This window comes from Arthrobacter sp. B0427-1-12, from assembly GCF_059092905.1.
The window spans coordinates 49,970-65,298 of record NZ_JBNHIC010000011.1 but is presented as its reverse complement, the minus strand read 5'-3'; the positions used below and the strand labels follow the sequence as shown (position 1 = coordinate 65,298).

General features: G+C 66.4%; 17 protein-coding genes. 11 read left to right on the top strand and 6 right to left on the bottom strand.

Annotated features, from left to right (window positions below):
- Positions 1–4 precede the first annotated feature (4 nt).
- Complete coding sequence (locus AC5RWU_RS09310) at positions 5–490, top strand: hypothetical protein (protein WP_494029696.1); 486 nt, start codon at positions 5–7, stop codon at positions 488–490.
- On the opposite strand, the gene AC5RWU_RS09305 is transcribed toward AC5RWU_RS09310, so the two are convergent.
- Together AC5RWU_RS09305 and AC5RWU_RS09300 are read right to left on the bottom strand one after the other, a co-directional pair.
- Positions 487–933, bottom strand: coding sequence for a hypothetical protein (locus tag AC5RWU_RS09305; protein WP_494036962.1), 447 nt, complete (start codon positions 931–933; stop codon positions 487–489). The genes AC5RWU_RS09310 and AC5RWU_RS09305 overlap by 4 nt on opposite strands.
- Positions 934–1,128: 195 nt before the next feature.
- On the bottom strand, positions 1,129–1,572 hold the full coding sequence (locus AC5RWU_RS09300) for a DoxX family protein (protein WP_494029698.1): 444 nt from the start codon (positions 1,570–1,572) through the stop codon (positions 1,129–1,131).
- Positions 1,573–1,820: 248 nt separating this feature from the next.
- Between AC5RWU_RS09300 and AC5RWU_RS09295 the strand changes: the two genes are divergently transcribed.
- The 4 genes from AC5RWU_RS09295 (at position 1,821) to AC5RWU_RS09280 (ending at position 4,927) form a co-directional block, all read left to right on the top strand.
- On the top strand, positions 1,821–2,237 hold the full coding sequence (locus AC5RWU_RS09295) for a CBS domain-containing protein (protein WP_494029699.1): 417 nt from the start codon (positions 1,821–1,823) through the stop codon (positions 2,235–2,237).
- A gap of 255 nt (positions 2,238–2,492) precedes the next feature.
- Positions 2,493–3,542 (top strand): thiamine pyrophosphate-dependent enzyme, encoded by a 1,050-nt coding sequence (locus AC5RWU_RS09290; RefSeq protein WP_494029700.1) that lies wholly within the window; start codon positions 2,493–2,495, stop codon positions 3,540–3,542.
- Positions 3,535–4,605 (top strand): alpha-ketoacid dehydrogenase subunit beta, encoded by a 1,071-nt coding sequence (locus tag AC5RWU_RS09285; protein ID WP_494029701.1) that lies wholly within the window; start codon positions 3,535–3,537, stop codon positions 4,603–4,605. The genes AC5RWU_RS09290 and AC5RWU_RS09285 overlap by 8 nt, the downstream gene beginning before the upstream one ends.
- Positions 4,598–4,927, top strand: a complete 330-nt coding sequence (locus AC5RWU_RS09280; RefSeq protein ID WP_494029702.1) for a biotin/lipoyl-containing protein — start codon at positions 4,598–4,600, stop codon at positions 4,925–4,927. Before AC5RWU_RS09285 ends, AC5RWU_RS09280 begins: the two co-directional genes overlap by 8 nt.
- A 3-nt stretch (positions 4,928–4,930) precedes the next feature.
- On the opposite strand, the gene AC5RWU_RS09275 is transcribed toward AC5RWU_RS09280, so the two are convergent.
- Positions 4,931–5,569, bottom strand: coding sequence for a cob(I)yrinic acid a,c-diamide adenosyltransferase (locus tag AC5RWU_RS09275; protein WP_494029703.1), 639 nt, complete (start codon positions 5,567–5,569; stop codon positions 4,931–4,933).
- Positions 5,570–5,668: 99 nt separating this feature from the next.
- On the opposite strand from AC5RWU_RS09275, the gene AC5RWU_RS09270 reads away from it, so the two are divergent.
- The 3 genes from AC5RWU_RS09270 to AC5RWU_RS09260 all read left to right on the top strand — a co-directional run bounded on the left by AC5RWU_RS09270 (position 5,669) and on the right by AC5RWU_RS09260 (position 8,800).
- Entirely contained in the window at positions 5,669–7,372 is a 1,704-nt protein-coding gene (locus AC5RWU_RS09270) for a BCCT family transporter (RefSeq protein WP_494029704.1), read from the top strand.
- 61 nt (positions 7,373–7,433) lie between these two features.
- Positions 7,434–7,817, top strand: coding sequence for a DUF7793 family protein (locus AC5RWU_RS09265; protein ID WP_494029705.1), 384 nt, complete (start codon positions 7,434–7,436; stop codon positions 7,815–7,817).
- 119 nt (positions 7,818–7,936) lie between these two features.
- The gene (locus AC5RWU_RS09260) at positions 7,937–8,800 is read left to right on the top strand and encodes a pullulanase X25 domain-containing protein (protein ID WP_494029706.1); all 864 of its coding nucleotides are present in this window, start codon (positions 7,937–7,939) and stop codon (positions 8,798–8,800) included.
- A 66-nt stretch (positions 8,801–8,866) separates the two neighbouring features.
- On the opposite strand, the gene AC5RWU_RS09255 is transcribed toward AC5RWU_RS09260, so the two are convergent.
- A complete protein-coding gene (locus tag AC5RWU_RS09255) occupies positions 8,867–11,110 on the bottom strand; it encodes a catalase (RefSeq protein ID WP_494029707.1) in 2,244 nt (747 codons plus the stop codon).
- Between the two features lie 60 nt (positions 11,111–11,170).
- Positions 11,171–12,067, bottom strand: a complete 897-nt coding sequence (locus tag AC5RWU_RS09250) for a glucose 1-dehydrogenase (protein ID WP_494029708.1) — start codon at positions 12,065–12,067, stop codon at positions 11,171–11,173.
- Between the two features lie 215 nt (positions 12,068–12,282).
- On the opposite strand from AC5RWU_RS09250, the gene AC5RWU_RS09245 reads away from it, so the two are divergent.
- Genes AC5RWU_RS09245 through AC5RWU_RS09235 form a run of 3 tightly spaced genes read left to right on the top strand, consistent with a single transcriptional unit; the run spans position 12,283 to position 14,709 of the window.
- Positions 12,283–12,978 carry a PAS and ANTAR domain-containing protein gene (locus tag AC5RWU_RS09245; protein ID WP_494029709.1) on the top strand — a complete coding sequence of 232 codons (696 nt, stop codon included), beginning with the start codon at positions 12,283–12,285 and terminating at the stop codon, positions 12,976–12,978.
- A gap of 55 nt (positions 12,979–13,033) precedes the next feature.
- Positions 13,034–13,831 carry an SDR family oxidoreductase gene (locus tag AC5RWU_RS09240; RefSeq protein WP_494029710.1) on the top strand — a complete coding sequence of 266 codons (798 nt, stop codon included), beginning with the start codon at positions 13,034–13,036 and terminating at the stop codon, positions 13,829–13,831.
- Between the two features lie 2 nt (positions 13,832–13,833).
- On the top strand, positions 13,834–14,709 hold the full coding sequence (locus tag AC5RWU_RS09235; RefSeq protein ID WP_494036961.1) for a DUF1206 domain-containing protein: 876 nt from the start codon (positions 13,834–13,836) through the stop codon (positions 14,707–14,709).
- Positions 14,710–14,745: 36 nt separating this feature from the next.
- On the opposite strand, the gene AC5RWU_RS09230 is transcribed toward AC5RWU_RS09235, so the two are convergent.
- Positions 14,746–15,273, bottom strand: a complete 528-nt coding sequence (locus AC5RWU_RS09230) for a DedA family protein (RefSeq protein ID WP_494029712.1) — start codon at positions 15,271–15,273, stop codon at positions 14,746–14,748.
- Positions 15,274–15,329 lie beyond the last annotated feature (56 nt).

Sequence of the window (15,329 nt, the reverse complement as noted above, 5' to 3'; positions counted from 1 at the left end):
GTCCATGGATGACAAAGTGCTCAGGATCGTCTACGCGTTCTTCCTGGGTGTCATGCTGGCGCTCTTTGCCGGCTTGGGGATCCGCACCTTCTACCCGCCGCCGGAAATGCCGGAGTTCCCGATCGAACTGTCCACCCCGCAGGCCGGCGATCCGTCCCCTGAACAGGTCCAGCAGCAGCGCGAGTATGAGCAGGAGCAGCGCGCCTTCCAGGATGAGCTGGAATCCTACAACCGGAACGTTTCCATCGTTTCGACGGTCCTCGCCGTGACGATGCTGGGCCTGAGCCTGCTGCTGGAAAAGAAAAACAAGGTCATCCCCAACGGCATCATGCTGGGCGGTCTTTTCACCCTGCTCTATGCCGTGGGGCGGGGCCTGGTCTCAGGCGATGCGACGACGACGTTCATCACCGTCGCCATCGGCCTGGCGGTGGTGCTGTTCCTCGGCTACCGGCGCTTCGTCCAGCACGTCCCCGAGACGGAGGGAACTTAGCCGGCGCGCTGCTGCTCGCCCCTTCCGCACCCATTCCTGCCCCCGGTCCACGGCTGGATCCATTTACTCTGCAGTGCGCGCGCCTGCTCCAGTCCTGCCTGCGCCCAGCGGCTCTGCGCCAGCCGGTTCACCGGCGCCTGCCAGCCCTGGATAACGGTCAGGACTGGACGGCCCGAAATGCTGGCCGGGCCTCGTGCTTCGGAAATGCTTTCCTGGGCAGCGGAGGATCCCTGCAGCACGACGTACCGGCGGATCAGGGCGCCGGCGACCGCACCGGCGAGCATCGAGGCGGGGAGCAGGACGCTGACGGCATACAAGGCCATCATCGTGGGCATCAAGGACTCGTAGACACCGGGGAGCCATCCAGGCCCGCCAACCAGCAGCCAGAGCCAGAACACGGCGCATAGACCAAGGACAGTGCGGGCTCGCCTGAAAGAAAGCAAGATCCTCCGCGATCCAAGCCCTGTCCAGCCAAACGGTGTCCCACCCATGGATTCATCCCCCAGCTAAGGCCCGTCGACACCGGGCATCACGAAATGATCATATGCCTCATAGGGCACTTCCGTACCAGCCTGCACAAGCCGACGGCGACACTTCGGTGAGTGCCGCCGTCGGCCTCCATGCAGTTGAAGCAGTGGTCAGGCGAGGACCGCCACCTTGGATTCCCGGCGTCCGAAGACGTAGCGGTCAACGGAGTACCTGCCCGGTCCCACCAGCGCCAGCGCGAGCGCCACGGTGCCCAGGATCAGGACCAGTTCGTACCCGCCCTCCGCAACGAAGAAGCCGGCCGGCAGATGGACGATGAAGAAGGCGCCCATCATGTCGCCCACCAGCAGGATTGCCGCCAGGCGGGTCACCAGGCCCAGGATCAGGAGTATGCCTCCGATGAACTCCAGGTAGGAGATAAAGGGGCCCATGAGCTGGGGCAGCGGAACCCCCATCTGCTCGAAATTCGCCGCGGTTCCCGCCACGGTGAAGTCATTGATTTTTTGCCAGCCATGCACTGCGAAAATGAAGCCGGCAACGACCCGGACGATTGTCAGGGCGATCTGGTTGATTTGGCTGCGGATAGACGTGTCCACGGAATCCTCTTTTCCTTGTTTCCTCGGTCTGGTCCTCGATCAGGTTCGGTAGAGCGGATAGCGAGAGCCTTTGGTCAGGCTGCGGCCTATGCCAGCGTCGCCGCTTCTGGTTGGGAAAACCTTCAAGTAATGACGCGGAGGCGGGCAGATTTTGCCCGTAGACACGGTATTCGGGCGGGAATACCGTGGAAGTGTCGGCACAGAGCCGATGGCTCCGCGTCGGCAACCGTCGATGAAGGAGGAACCAAATGAGCGTCGCACGCGAGTTCATGCACACCGGCTGCGAATGCATCGGTGAGAATGAATCCCTTGAACAGGCCGCCCGGAAGATGCGGGAACTGGACGTCGGTTCGCTGCCGATCTGCGGCGAGGACCAGCGCCTTCACGGCATGATCACGGACCGCGATATCGTCATTAAGTGCCTGGCGATGGGCGGCGATCCGCGCAGCACCAAGGCCGGGGATCTGGCCGAGGGCAAGCCCGTCACCATCGGTGCGGACGAGAGCATTGAACATGCCATGGAGCTGATGGAGCGGCATCAGATCCGCCGGCTTCCGGTGATCGATGAGAGCCACAATCTGGTTGGCATGCTGAGCCAGGGCGACCTCGCCCGGCACTGCCAGGAGGCCCAGATCGGAGAGGTGGTGCACGCGATTTCGCGCTAAGCCGCTGAGCGGAACTGCGGCTGAAAGGAACGACGGCGGCACCCGCCGGCGGCGCGCCGGTTCCGGATGCCGCCGCTGTTTGCAGATTTACAGCCTTGCATTCCATTCGGATGGCAATATGTGCAGGAGCATCGCTCTAATTTCCGTATATCTGCACATTTTGCCATGGAATGATTGCCACTATTGCACAGTCATTCGGACCCGGCTAAGTTCCTTTTCACTACGCCTTGATCCGCCCCGATGAACGGAGCATCCATGGGTTCTCCACTGGAACACCTCGGCACCGCCCCCGTGCTGTACCCGGCCGCCCGGCCTGACGGCGCGCGGCTCAGGGAGCTGTACCGGCTGCTGTCCGCCGTCCGGGTTTTGGACACCGCCGCTGTCGTCTGGCAGCGGCAGGGACTGATCCCCGGCTATGCCCCGATGCACGGGCAGGAGGCCGCCCAGGTCGGCAGCGGCTGCGCCATGGACCTGGACCAGGACTTCATCTTCCCCACCTACCGCGAAATGGGCGTCGCCCGCACCGTGGGCGTGGACATGGTCGAGTACATGTCCACGCACAAGGCGATCTGGCACGGCGGCCTGTACAACCCTGCCGAAACCCGACTGGCACCGATCCAGGCGGTGGTCGGCGGATCGATCCTGCACGCCGTCGGCTGGGCCCTCGGGCAGAAGCTGGACCGCGCCTCCGGCGTGGCCCTGACGTACTTCGGCGACGGTGCCAGCTCGCAGGGAGACGCGCACGAGGCGATGAACTTTGCCGCCGTGATGAAGGCCCCGGTGGTCTTCTTCATCCAGAACAACGGCTGGGCCATCTCCGTGCCCACCGAACGGCAGGTGGCCGGCGGTTCAGTCGCCGCACGCGCTGCCGGCTACGGTATGCCGGCCTTCCGCGTCGACGGCAACGACGTGCTCGCCGTGCTGGAGGCCACTTCCCGCGCCGCGGCCCACGCCCGCTCCGGGGACGGACCTGTGATCGTCGAAGCCATGACCTACCGGCGCGGACCGCACTCCACCAGCGACGACCCGGGGCGCTACCGCACCCTGGAGGAGGAACGGCGGGATGCCGGGGAGGATCCCGTCGCACGGTTCCGCCGCCATCTGGCACAGACCGGGGTGGCCGGCGAGGACTTCTTCGCCGAAGCCGACGCCCTGGCCCGGCAGGAAGCAGAGGTCGTGCGGCAGGGCCTGGCAGCCTTGGGCAGCCGCCCCGGCCGTGAAATGTTCGACTTCGTTTTCCAGGAACCGACACCTGCCCTGCAGGCGCAGGCGCGCCGCTGGCGAGAGGAGTCCGAGCATGTCTGAGACAACCGCCGCAGCAGGGGCTTCGACTCGCTCGTCCCTCGCTCCCTCAACCACCGGCGTTCCCTCAGCCACCGAATCCGGACTGATGTCCCTGTCCATGCAGCAGGCACTCAACCGCGCCCTGGGCGACGTCCTGGAGCGGGACGGCCGCGCGCTGGTGTTCGGCGAGGACGTCGGCCGGCTCGGCGGCGTCTTCCGGATCACCGATGGGCTGCAGGCCAGATTCGGCGCGGAGCGGGTCTTCGACACCCCGCTGGCCGAATCCGGCATCCTCGGCATGTCTGTAGGGCTGGCCATGGCCGGCTGGCATCCCATCCCGGAGGTCCAGTTCGACGGCTTCGCCTACCCGGCGGTCAACCAGATTGTCACGCAGCTCGCCCGGATGAACTACCGCAGCCGCGGCAGCCTGCCCATGCCGGTGACCCTGCGGGTGCCGAGCTTCGGCGGAATCCGCGCGCCCGAACACCACGGCGAAAGCCTCGAGGCGCTCTTTGCCCACGTTCCGGGGCTGAAGGTCGTCTCGCCGTCGAACCCACACCAGGCCTATCACCTGCTCAGGCTCGCGGTGGCGATGCCGGACCCGGTGGTCTTTATGGAACCGAAGTCCCGCTACTGGCACCGCGAAGAGGTGGACCTGGAGAACGACGGCGGCCTGTCCGGTTCCGTCGTCGTCCGCCCCGGCAAGCACGTGACCCTGGTGGCCTGGGGCGCCATGGTCGCCCGCTGCCTGCAGGTGGCGGAACTGGCCGCCGAGGACGGCATCCAGGCCGAAGTGCTGGACCTGCGCTGGCTCAAGCCGATCGACGCCGACGGTCTGGCGGCCTCCGTCACGAAGACGCGCCGCGCCGTCGTCGTCCATGAAGGGCCGCTGACCTCCGGCCTGGGCGCGGAGGTGGCCGCGCTGGCCACCGAACGCTGCTTCGGCACCCTGCGCGCTCCGGTGGAGCGTGTCACCGGCTTCGACGTCCCATACCCCTCCGGCGACCTCGAAGACGAATACATCCCGAACATCGACCGCATCCTGTATGGAATCCAGCGCGTATTGGAGTACCGCCGTGGCTGAACTGTCCGTCCCGCTTCCGGACCTTGGCGAAGGCCTCATCGAGGCGACGATCCTGGAATGGCTGGTCGCCGAGGGCGACCAGGTCGAGCGCAACCAACCGATGGTCGAGGTGGAGACCGCCAAATCCTCGCTGGAACTGCCCTCGCCGCAGGCCGGCAGGGTCCTGCGGGTCTACGGCGAGCCCGGCGGGACGATCAACGTGGGCGACCCACTGATTGTCTTCGAGGTCGCCGATGACACCGCCGGTATCGTTGGCACCGTGCCGGCGGAGGAAGCGCCGAAGCGGCGGGTCCGGCTGTCCGCGGCGCTGGACGAGGACTAGACCTCAATCGCCTTCTGCGGCCGCCGCGTCCCCGCCGCCGGTGGCCAGCGGCCGCACGGAGGCCTCGGGCACCCACACCACATCGCCATGTTCTGCATTGGCTGCGCGGGCCAGCACGAACAGCAGCGCCGACAGCCGGTTCAGGTAGCGGGCCGCCATGGGATTGATCCCGTCCGGATGCTGTTCGACCGCGGTCCAGACGGCTCGTTCGGCGCGCCTGACCACGGCGCGGGCCTGGTACAGCAGCGCCGCCGCAACGGTGCCGCCCGGAAGGACCATCCCGCTGAGGTCTCCTGCCGTCGGGGCGAAATGGTCGATGGCCCGCTCCAGTCGCTCGACGTGCTCGGCCACGATCCTGGCCTCTGCCGGTTCGGGGCTGTTCAGGGGAACATGGAGGTCCGCGGCGAGGTCATACAGATCGTTCTGGACGCTGATAAGCGTGGAGATGAGGTGGGTGGGCAGGCCGCTGCCGGCAATGGCAAAGCTGACTGCGGCGTTGGCCTCATCGCATTCCGCATAGGCCGCGACCCGAACGTCATGCTTGGGGAGATTGCCGTACGCGCCGAAATCCGTGCGGCCCGAATCCCCGCTGCGCGTGTAGTAGTCCACTTCGCCGGTTCCTGCAACATCGCCTTCAGTCATGGCGGCAACTATACTCAGGACGGTCACCACAGCGCGACGGCGTAGCTTCCGCTGGGCCCGCGCCCGTCGCGGAACTGCCCCCAACCAGCGAGGAGTGACATGCATATCGACCCACCGGACGAGACCCTGAAATCGCGTCTGGGAGACGCGCAGCCTGCCCCTCCGGCCAAAGGCTGGGCCACGGTCGACAAGACGGTTTTTGGGGTGTCGGTGGGCATCATCGCCGTCGTCTGCCTGCTGGGCGTCATGTTCACGGAGGCAGTGGGCACCGCCACGGCAGCCGCCCTGTCCTGGGTGACCGGTAACTTTGGCTGGCTGTTCATCCTCGGGGCCACCGGCTTCGTGGCCTTTTCGCTGGTTCTGGCCTTCGGCCGTTACGGCCGGATTCCCCTCGCCCGCGACGGCGAGGAAGCGGAGTTTTCCACCTTGTCCTGGGTCGCCATGATGTTCAGCGCCGGTATGGGCATCGGTCTGATGTTCTTCGGGGTCTACGAACCGGTGACGCACCTGGCCTCGCCGCCACCGTTCGTGGATGTCGAACCAGGAAGTCCGGAAGCCGCCAGCACCGCCATGGCGTACACGTTCTTCCACTGGGGGCTGCACCCGTGGGCGATCTACGCCGTCGTCGGGCTTGCCTTGGCTTATTCGACCTACCGGATGGGCCGCGGGAACCTGATGAGCGCACCGTTCCAGTCGCTGTTCGGCAAGGAGCGGATCGTGGACAAGGGCTGGGGCAAGCCGATCGACATCCTGGCCATTATCTGCACCAAGTTCGGTTCGGCGACGTCGCTGGGCCTGGGCGCCCTGCAGATCGCAGCCGGGCTGTCTCTGCTGACTACCGGGGAATTCGATGAAAACCCGACCGCCGGCCTGCCGATCATAATCATCTGCGTGCTGACCGTCGGCGTCGTCATCTCCGCCGCCAGCGGAATCTCCCGCGGTATCAAGTGGCTGAGCAACACCAATATGGTGCTGGCCGCTGTCCTGCTGGTGTTCGTCTTCGTGGTCGGACCTACGGTCTTCATCCTGGACCTGCTGCCGAACTCCATCGGGTCCTACCTGACGAATCTGATCCCGATGAGCTTCCACTCCGCCGTCTTCGGCGGCACTGACTGGCTGGCCAGCTGGACCATCTTCTACTGGGCCTGGTGGATTTCCTGGACGCCGTTCGTCGGCACTTTCATCGCCAAGATTTCCCGGGGACGCACGGTGCGTGAATTCGTCCTGGGCGTGATGCTGGTGCCGACTGCAGTCAGCACCGTATGGTTCACCGTGTTCGGCGGCGCAGGAATCAACCTGCAGCTGGGCGGCACGGACATCGCCGGCACGGGCAGCGAGGCTGCCGGCTTCTTCGCGGCCCTGCAGGAGTATCCGTTCTTCATCGGTGCGGCGCTGGTGGTCATGACGCTCACCGCCGTCTTCTTTGTCAGCGGCGCCGATGCCGGTTCGCTGGTGCTGGGCACGCTGTCCACCGGCGGCCGGAAGGACCCTTGGAAACCCCTGGTGATCCTTTGGGCCATCCTCACCGGCACTGTTGCCGCGGTCCTGCTCTTTGTCGGCGGACTGGGCGCGCTGCAGACCTTCACCATCCTGGCATCAACGCCGTTCGTCCTGATCATGATCGGCCTGTGCGTTGCCCTGTACGCGGACCTGCGCCGCGACCCGCTGCGTGAACGCCGGCCGGTACCGGTGCGCAGCGCCCCGGCCGTGCCCGAGGCCGTGCCGTTCAGCCAGGCGGCCATGGCGGAAGCGGAGGACTCCGACGCTGCCCCGCCCGAGGAATCCGGCCCCCACCCCCGTTGAATACACTGGGTTCTGGTCCAGACTGGATTTCATTGACCTGACCTTCCGGAAGGAGCAACCGATGACCAGGCAGTCCTTCGAAGGCGGCAAAGGCACGCTCGAACTGCGCAGCGACGGCATCCTGCACCTGATCTGGGACCAGGACGTGGCCATCGAGGAAGTGGACGCCAAGGCGGCCATGGCCAAGGTCAATGAAATCTGCGGGGACAGTGAGCATCCGATGCTGGTGGACATGGCCACCACCGCTTCCGTCAGCCGCAGCGCGCGGGCCGTGTTCTCCATTCCCTGCGCGGCGAACCGGATCGCCCTGCTGGGCCGGTCTCCAGTGGACCGCGTGCTGGCCAACTTCTTCCTGGGGGTCCATACCCCGCCGTGCCCGACCCGCTTCTTCAACTCCCGGCCGGACGCCATGAAGTGGCTCGCGGAAGGGCTTTCCGCCGGCTGAACCACCTGTTTGCGCTTATTCACCCGCATTTAACGCGTATTAATGCGTCAAATGCTGCCGGAACCGGCCGTCCTGTGCGAGACTGCGGATACGTGCTGCCTGTGACTGAAGGAACAACATTGGGTACAAACACCGCTGAAAACACTGCCCTTCGCCTGAAGGCCGTTCTTGACATTCTTGCCGAACCGTCCGCCGAGGCGGACCAGAAACTGAGCCGCAACGCTGTACTGGCACAGGCCATCGAACGCGTGCCGCTGACCGCGCATGAAAGCGGACTCCTGAGCAGCGGCGTACCTCGCGGCGAAAAGGCCCTGGCGACCGCCACGGCCAAGCTGGTCAAGGCCGGCTGGATCGTCAAGGAAGGGCGCAGCCTGTGGAGCATCACCGATGCCGGCCGCCAGGCGCGCGCCGACTTCCCCGAGATCCCGGAACTGATGGACGCCCTGCAGAGCAATACGTCCACCGCGAAGGCCGAGCCCAAGGCAGCGCCCAAGAGCGCAGCCGGCAAGACCGCCAAGGCCGCCGTCAAGCTGGCCGAGGACGAGGCCAAGGACAAGGCTGCGGAAACCGAAGCGGTCCTCGAGGATGCCGTGCGCGGATCCGCGGAGGCCTCCGCTGTTCCGACCGCGGAGAACGAGCCGGATATCGCGGAGGAAACGGACGAAGCTCCCGTGGAAACCTTCCCGCAGCCGGAGGCCGTAGCCATCGCCGGCACGCTGAACACTTTCCTGGGCTGCCCGGCGGACTGGGCGCCGGAGCGGGACGAGGTGCAGCTGCGGCTCGACCCGAAGGACCAGCTGTGGAAGCTGACTGTGGACCTTCCGGCCGGCACCTACGCCTACAAGGCCGCGATCAACCGCTCCTGGGATGAGAACTACGGCGCTTTCGGCCACCGCGACGGCGCCAACATCGACCTCCACCACCCGGGCGGTGCGGTGACCTTCCACTACGACCACCGCACCAAGACCGTGAGCACTTCCTAAGCTCCTGATCCTTAACGCTGTCGACGGCGGCATCCACCCGGGTGCCGCCGTCGACTGTTTGGGCCGCTAGGAAGACAGCGCCGGGAAGCGGTCCCAGACGCGGTGTTCTGCCAGCAGTTCGGTGACCTTCTTCAGCACGTCCTCCGGATCCAGGTTCAGCACGACGCCGGGGGCGCCGGCGTCGATCCCGGCGGCGGTGGTGACGATCTCCGCCTCGCCCCAGCCGCCGATCGCCTTGGCGTGGCGGAAAGCCTCGGAAAGCATCATCGTCACGCGCGGATCCACCACGTCCCCGGCCACCTGGAACGGATCGCCGGCCTTGGCGTCCCTGCCGTCCACGGCGTCCGCGCCCCGGGCCGGCGCACCGGCCACCAGCAGCGCGTCGAACTCGGTCGAGCGGGCCGTCAGGAAGGTGCGCTGCACGGTCAGGCCACCGTCCAGGAAACCGCCTGTCGGGGCGATGACCAGCGGCACCATACCGGCGGCCAGGATGGCCTCGCGGAGCCGGCGCACTCCGGCAAGGTCGCTTTTTTCATCCGCGATGATGCCGATGACGCGGCCCGCGGTCGGCCATTTCCGGCCGACCTGGGACAGTGCCGGACTCGGTTCGACGTCGGCCGGCTGCTGGGTGGGCGCCGGCGCCGGCAGGCCGAGGCCGGCGGCGACGGCGGCGCACAGTTCGGCGTCGATGTTGGCCAGGGCCTGCAGCTGGCGCTCGCGCACCGCCGTTTCATAGCACTTGCCGAGCTCGAACGTGTAGGCCTGGACCAGATGGTCCCGTTCCACCGGCGTCAGGCTGCGGAAGAATAGCCGTGCCTGGCTGAAGTGGTCGTCGAAGGACGCGGGGTTTTCCCGCTTCTTGGCAGCCGCCGCCAACGCTTCCGGAACGTCCACGAACGCCCCCACGGCCGCGCCGTCGCCGTTCAGGCCGGCCATGAACGGGCAGCCGCCGTCCAGCGAGTTCGGCTTGTAGGGGGCCACACCGGCGTGGACGCCGGTCTGGTGCATACCATCGCGGAACATGTCGTTGACCGGGGCCTGCGGACGGTTGATCGGGATCTGTGCGAAGTTCGGTCCACCCAGCCGGCTGATCTGCGTGTCCAGGTAGGAAAACAGCCGAGCCTGCAGCAGCGGGTCGTTTGTCACATCGATGCCCGGTACCAGATGCCCGGGGTGGAAGGCCACCTGCTCCGTTTCGGCGAAGAAGTTGGTGGGGTTGGCATTGAGCGTCAGCAGGCCGATCGGCTGCACGGGCGCCAGTTCCTCGGGCACGAACTTGGTCGGATCGAGCAGGTCAATGCCCTGGAACATCTGGTCCTCGGTGTCCGGGAAGGTCTGGATACCCAGTTCCCACTCGGGGAAGGCGCCGGATTCAATGGCGTCAGCCAGGTCGCGGCGGTGGAAATCCGGGTCCATGCCGTTGATGATCTGGGCCTCCTCCCACACCAGGGAGTGGACGCCCTGCTTCGGCTTCCAGTGGAACTTGACCAAGGTGGTGTTCCCTTCCGCGTCGACGAGCCGGAACGTATGGATGCCGAAGCCCTCCATGGTCCGGTAGGAACGCGGGATGCCGCGGTCCGACATGTTCCACATCGTGTGCGCCTGGGCCTCGGTGTGGAGCGAGACGAAATCCCAGAATGTGTCATGGGCGCTCTGCGCCTGCGGAATTTCCCGGTCCGGATGCGGTTTGCCGGCATGGATGATGTCCGGGAACTTGATCCCGTCCTGGATGAAGAAGACCGGGATGTTGTTGCCGACCAGGTCGAAGGTTCCCTCATCGGTGTAGAACTTGGTCGCGAACCCCCTGGTGTCCCGCACGGTATCCGCTGAACCACGGGACCCGAGCACCGTGGAGAAACGGACAAAGACCGGCGTCTCCACATCCTTTTTGAGGAAGCCGGCACGGGTGATCTTGGCGGCGGTTCCATAGGAGCGGAAGGTGCCGTGGGCGGCGGCCCCGCGGGCATGGACCACTCGCTCAGGAATACGCTCGTGGTCGAAGTGCGTGATCTTTTCCCGCAGGTGGTGGTCCTGCAGCAGCGTCGGCCCCCGCGAACCGGCCTTGAGCGAATGGTCGGTGTCCGCCAGGCGCACGCCCTGGGCGGTGGTCAGGTACGGGCCGGACTGCGCTCGCGACTGGGCCGGCGCGCCGGTGGGGGTACCGGTCGGGGAAACAGCCTCCGGCGAACGCTGATCCGGTTTCGGCGGCAGCGGCTCGCGCGGCGCCGTGGGTTCGGCGACCGTGGGCGGTTCGCTGCCGGGGGCTCCGGGAATGGCCTGCTGATTGGCGGCCGGGGTCTTTTCGGGCATGGAAATACCTCCTGCTGGGATGCTGTTTCTGGGTTGCTGTTCGGTCGGTAGGTGCGGCGGCTACGGAGTGGGCGAGCCGCCGTTGACGTTGAGGGTCTCCCCCATCACGTAGCTGGATTCGGAGGAGGCCAGGAAGACATAGGCCGGCGCCAGCTCGGTGGGCTGGCCGGCCCGGCCGATCGGCGTGGACTTGCCGAACTCGGGCAGCGCCTCCTTTGGCTGCCCGGAGGAGACCTGCAGCGGGGTCCAGAAGGGGCCGGGGGCCACGGCATTGACGCGGATGCCGCGCGGGGCCAGCTGCTGGGCCAGGCCCTTGGTGAAGTTGTTGATGGCCGCCTTGGTCGCCGCGTAGTCAATGAGGTCCTGGGACGGCATGTAGGCCTGGATCGACGTCGTATTGACGATGCTGGATCCCGGCTTCAGGTGCGGCAGCGCCGCCTTGGTGATCCAGAAGAAGGCGTAGATGTTGGTCTTGAAGGTCCGGTCGAACTGTTCGTCGCTGATGTCCTCAAGCTTCTCCACGGCGATCTGCCGGCCGGCGTTGTTGACCAGGATGTCCAGCCCACCGAGCCCGTCGACAGCCTTCTGCACCAGCTCGCGGCAGTATTCCGAATCCGTGACATCGCCGGGAAGCGCGACGGCGGTGCGGCCTTCAGCCTCGATCAGCGCGATGATTTCCTTCGCGTCCGCTTCCTCCTCCGGCAAGTAGGACAGTGCGACGTCGGCGCCCTCCCGGGCATAGCCGATGGCCACGGCTGCGCCGATGCCGGAATCGGCGCCGGTAATCAGGGCCTTGCGGCCCTGGAGCCTGCCGGTTCCGCGGTAGGATTCCTCGCCCCGGTCCGTCTGAGGGGTCAGTTTCGCATCCAGGCCGGGCTCCGGCTGGTCCTGTTCGGGCGGTGAGATGCTCGGGTAACGCTTAACGGGATCCTGGAAGGTGTACTGGTCGATGCCCATGATGCTCAAATCCTCCTGGCATGGTCGTTACTGCACTGCTCATGGAAAACATAAGCCTACTGATCAACCTAGCCATGTGCCTGTTGTCCTTCAAGACCGCAACCGGCAACGCATTGTGAAAGCCGCGCCAACGCAGGGATGCAGGTGGGTGAAGTGCTAAGGTTTGGGAGTCTGGGTCATGAAGCTGGCTCACCCATCTCCTTCCTAGGCGTGCCGTGACAACTCCAGCTATCCACACTTACTCGTCAGCCCTGACTGCGAGCGGATCGTTTCCGGTGGGCACGTTTTCCTACGATGCGGCGACCGACAAGGTGTCCTGGTCGGATGAGGTCTTCAGGATCTACGGCTTCGCAGCCGGTGAAGTCGTTCCCACTGCGGACCTGCTGCTGTCCCACACGTACGTGGAGGACCGTGCGGACATCGCCGCCGTCCTGGATCAGGCCAAACGGACGGGCGCGCCATTCGCCGCCTACCACCGGATCATCAATACCAAGAGCAAGCTGCGACGCATCCTTGCCGTGGGCGAAGGCCAGCGGGGCGGAGACGGGAGCGTGGTCCGGCTCTGCGGCACCATTGCGGACCTGACCAGCACCATAGCCGCCGAACTGGGACCCGAGACTGCTGCCGCCGTCGCACGCTCGGCAGAGAACCGCGCAGTCATCGAGCAGGCCAAAGGTGCGCTCATGATGCAGTTCTCCATCGATGACCAGGCCGCGTTCGCCATGCTCAGCCAGCTCAGCCAGAACCTCAATACGCCCGTGGCGGCCATCTGCCGGGAACTGCTCGATGCCATTGGCGACCCGCAGTTTGGAGCGGAAGGCATCCGCCGGCTCTTCATGCACAGCGAGAATCCGCCAGCGGACGCGGACAGCGGGCGTGAACCCCGCGACGAAGCACCGGCGGCCGGCTGAGCAGCCACCGTCGGCGGACATTGCCAGCGGCGGGAACTACTGGAACACTCGGGGCATGGCTTTCATCCCGCGCTCCGCGATAGTCACCGGTTCGGATTCGGGAATCGGCCGGGCCACCGCCGTCGCGCTGGCCCGGGACGGAATGGATGTCGGTATCACCTGGCACGAGGACGCGGACGGTGCTGAACGCACAGCCCAGGAAGTCCGCTCCCACGGCCGCCGCGCCGCCGTCGCCCGCCTCGATGCCACCGAGCTGCCCGGCTGCGGCGACGTGGTGGACCACCTCGCCGACGAGCTCGGCGGTGTGGATGTCTTTGTCAACAACGCCGGAACCGGTGCCAACGTCCCGATGCTAAAGATGGACTACGGGCAGTGGCGCCAGATCGTGGCCACGGACCTGGACGGAGCCTTCGTCTGCATACAGCGCGCCGCCCGCCGGATGGTTGCCGCCGGCAGCGGCGGCCGGATCATCGCGGTCACCAGCGTCCACGAGCACCAGCCCCGGGTCGGCTCCGCCGCGTACGACGCCGCCAAGCACGGTCTTGGCGGGCTGATCAAGACCATCGCCTTGGAGTTGGGTGGACACGGCATCACCGCCAACTCGGTGGCGCCGGGCGAGATCGCAACGCCGATGACCGGCCAAACGGATGTGGACCCCCACACGGTGGACCGGCCGGGGGTCCCGCTCGGGCGCCCGGGGGACGCCCGCGAGATCGCCGCCGTCATCGCCTTCCTCGCCTCCCCTGCCGCGGGCTACGTTACCGGCGCTTCCTGGGTCGTCGACGGCGGCATGCTGCAGATGGGACCGCAGGCCGGTTCCCATCTCACCAGCGGCGAATGGCGGAAGGGCTGAGCGTGGCCGGCCGCCTGCGTGCCGGGAAGAGGCTGCGTGCCGGGAAGAGGCTGGGGCACCAGGCGAAGGACGGCATAGAGGAGGCTGCGGACACCGCCGAGGAAGTGTCCGACACCAAGACCCTGGACGTCGTCGCGCGCACCGGTTTCGCCGTCGTCGGACTGCTGCATGTGCTGATCGGGGCGCTGGCCATGCGCATCGCCTTCGGGAGTCCGGCCGAGGCCGACCAGGCCGGCGCGGTGGAGGCCCTGGCCGTGCTGCCCGGCGGTCCGCTGCTCATGTGGGCCGGCTTCGCCGGCTGCCTGGGGCTGTCCCTGTGGCAGTTGAGCGAAGCGACCCTTCGGGCGCGCCACCTTGACGGCCGGCACCGGCTGTCGAAGTCCATTTCCTCGGGTTCGCTGAGCATCGCCTATGCGGCAATCGCGCTGCTCTTCGCCAGCTTCAGCTTCAGCCGCCAGGCTGATTCCGGTGCCGCCACCCGGGATTTCAGCGCCGTGGTGATGCAGGCGCCGGCGGGGGTATCGCTGCTGGTCGGGCTGGGAGCAGGGGTGCTGGTCATCGGCGGCTACTTTGTGGACAAGGGGGCCCGGAAAAAGTTCAAGGATGAACTGCACCTTGAGGGCACCACTGCCGACGCCTTGATAACGGGACTGGGAATCGCGGGCCACATCGCCAAGGGCGTTGCCCTGGGGCTGGTCGGCCTGCTGTTCATCATCGCCGCCCTCCAACACAATCCGGCTGAATCCACAGGTCTGGACGGCAGCCTGAAGGCACTGCCAGAGCATCCCTTCGGCGTCCATGCGCTCCTGGCCATCGGCCTGGGCCTCGTCTGCTACGGGGTTTTCGCCATCGTCCGGGCGAAATACGGGCGCATGTAGCACGGTTCGTTCAACTGGACCACCGGGACCGGCGCCTTACTTCGTGGAAACGTCATCGGTGTGGGGCTCATCGGTATGCGGCACTTGACGGCGGCCATCCGCCTGTCGCGCCCGTCGCCGCTTAAGCACCGCATAGACGGTCACCCCGGCGGCGGCCGCAAGGAGCACCGCCGGGACCGCGGGATGCGACATCGCTGCCTGCACGACGACGGCGATGGCCGCCAGCCCCACGGTCGCGTAGATGACGGCCCAGCAGAGACAGCCGACTACAACCGCCGGCAGGTACTTGCGCAGCGGCATGCGCGCGGCCCCTGCGATGGCATTGACGGCGGTCTGGATCCCGAAGGTGAAGAAGGACAGCGTCACGGCAGCAGGACCCCACCGGGCAATGAGCCGCTCCGCACGGCCGGCCGCCGCGCTGTCAAGGTAGCGTTCCAGCCGCGTGCGCCGTGCACCGGCAGCGATTCCCCGGCCCAGCCAGTAGGTGCCGTTGGCCCGCAGCATCACGATCACGAACAGCGCAGCGATGGCATAGCCGAGAGGAAGCGAGAGGAAATACTCCACCCGGTTTATTCTACAGCAGGTAGAAAATCGGGCAACGGAAACAGCAGAACGACGGC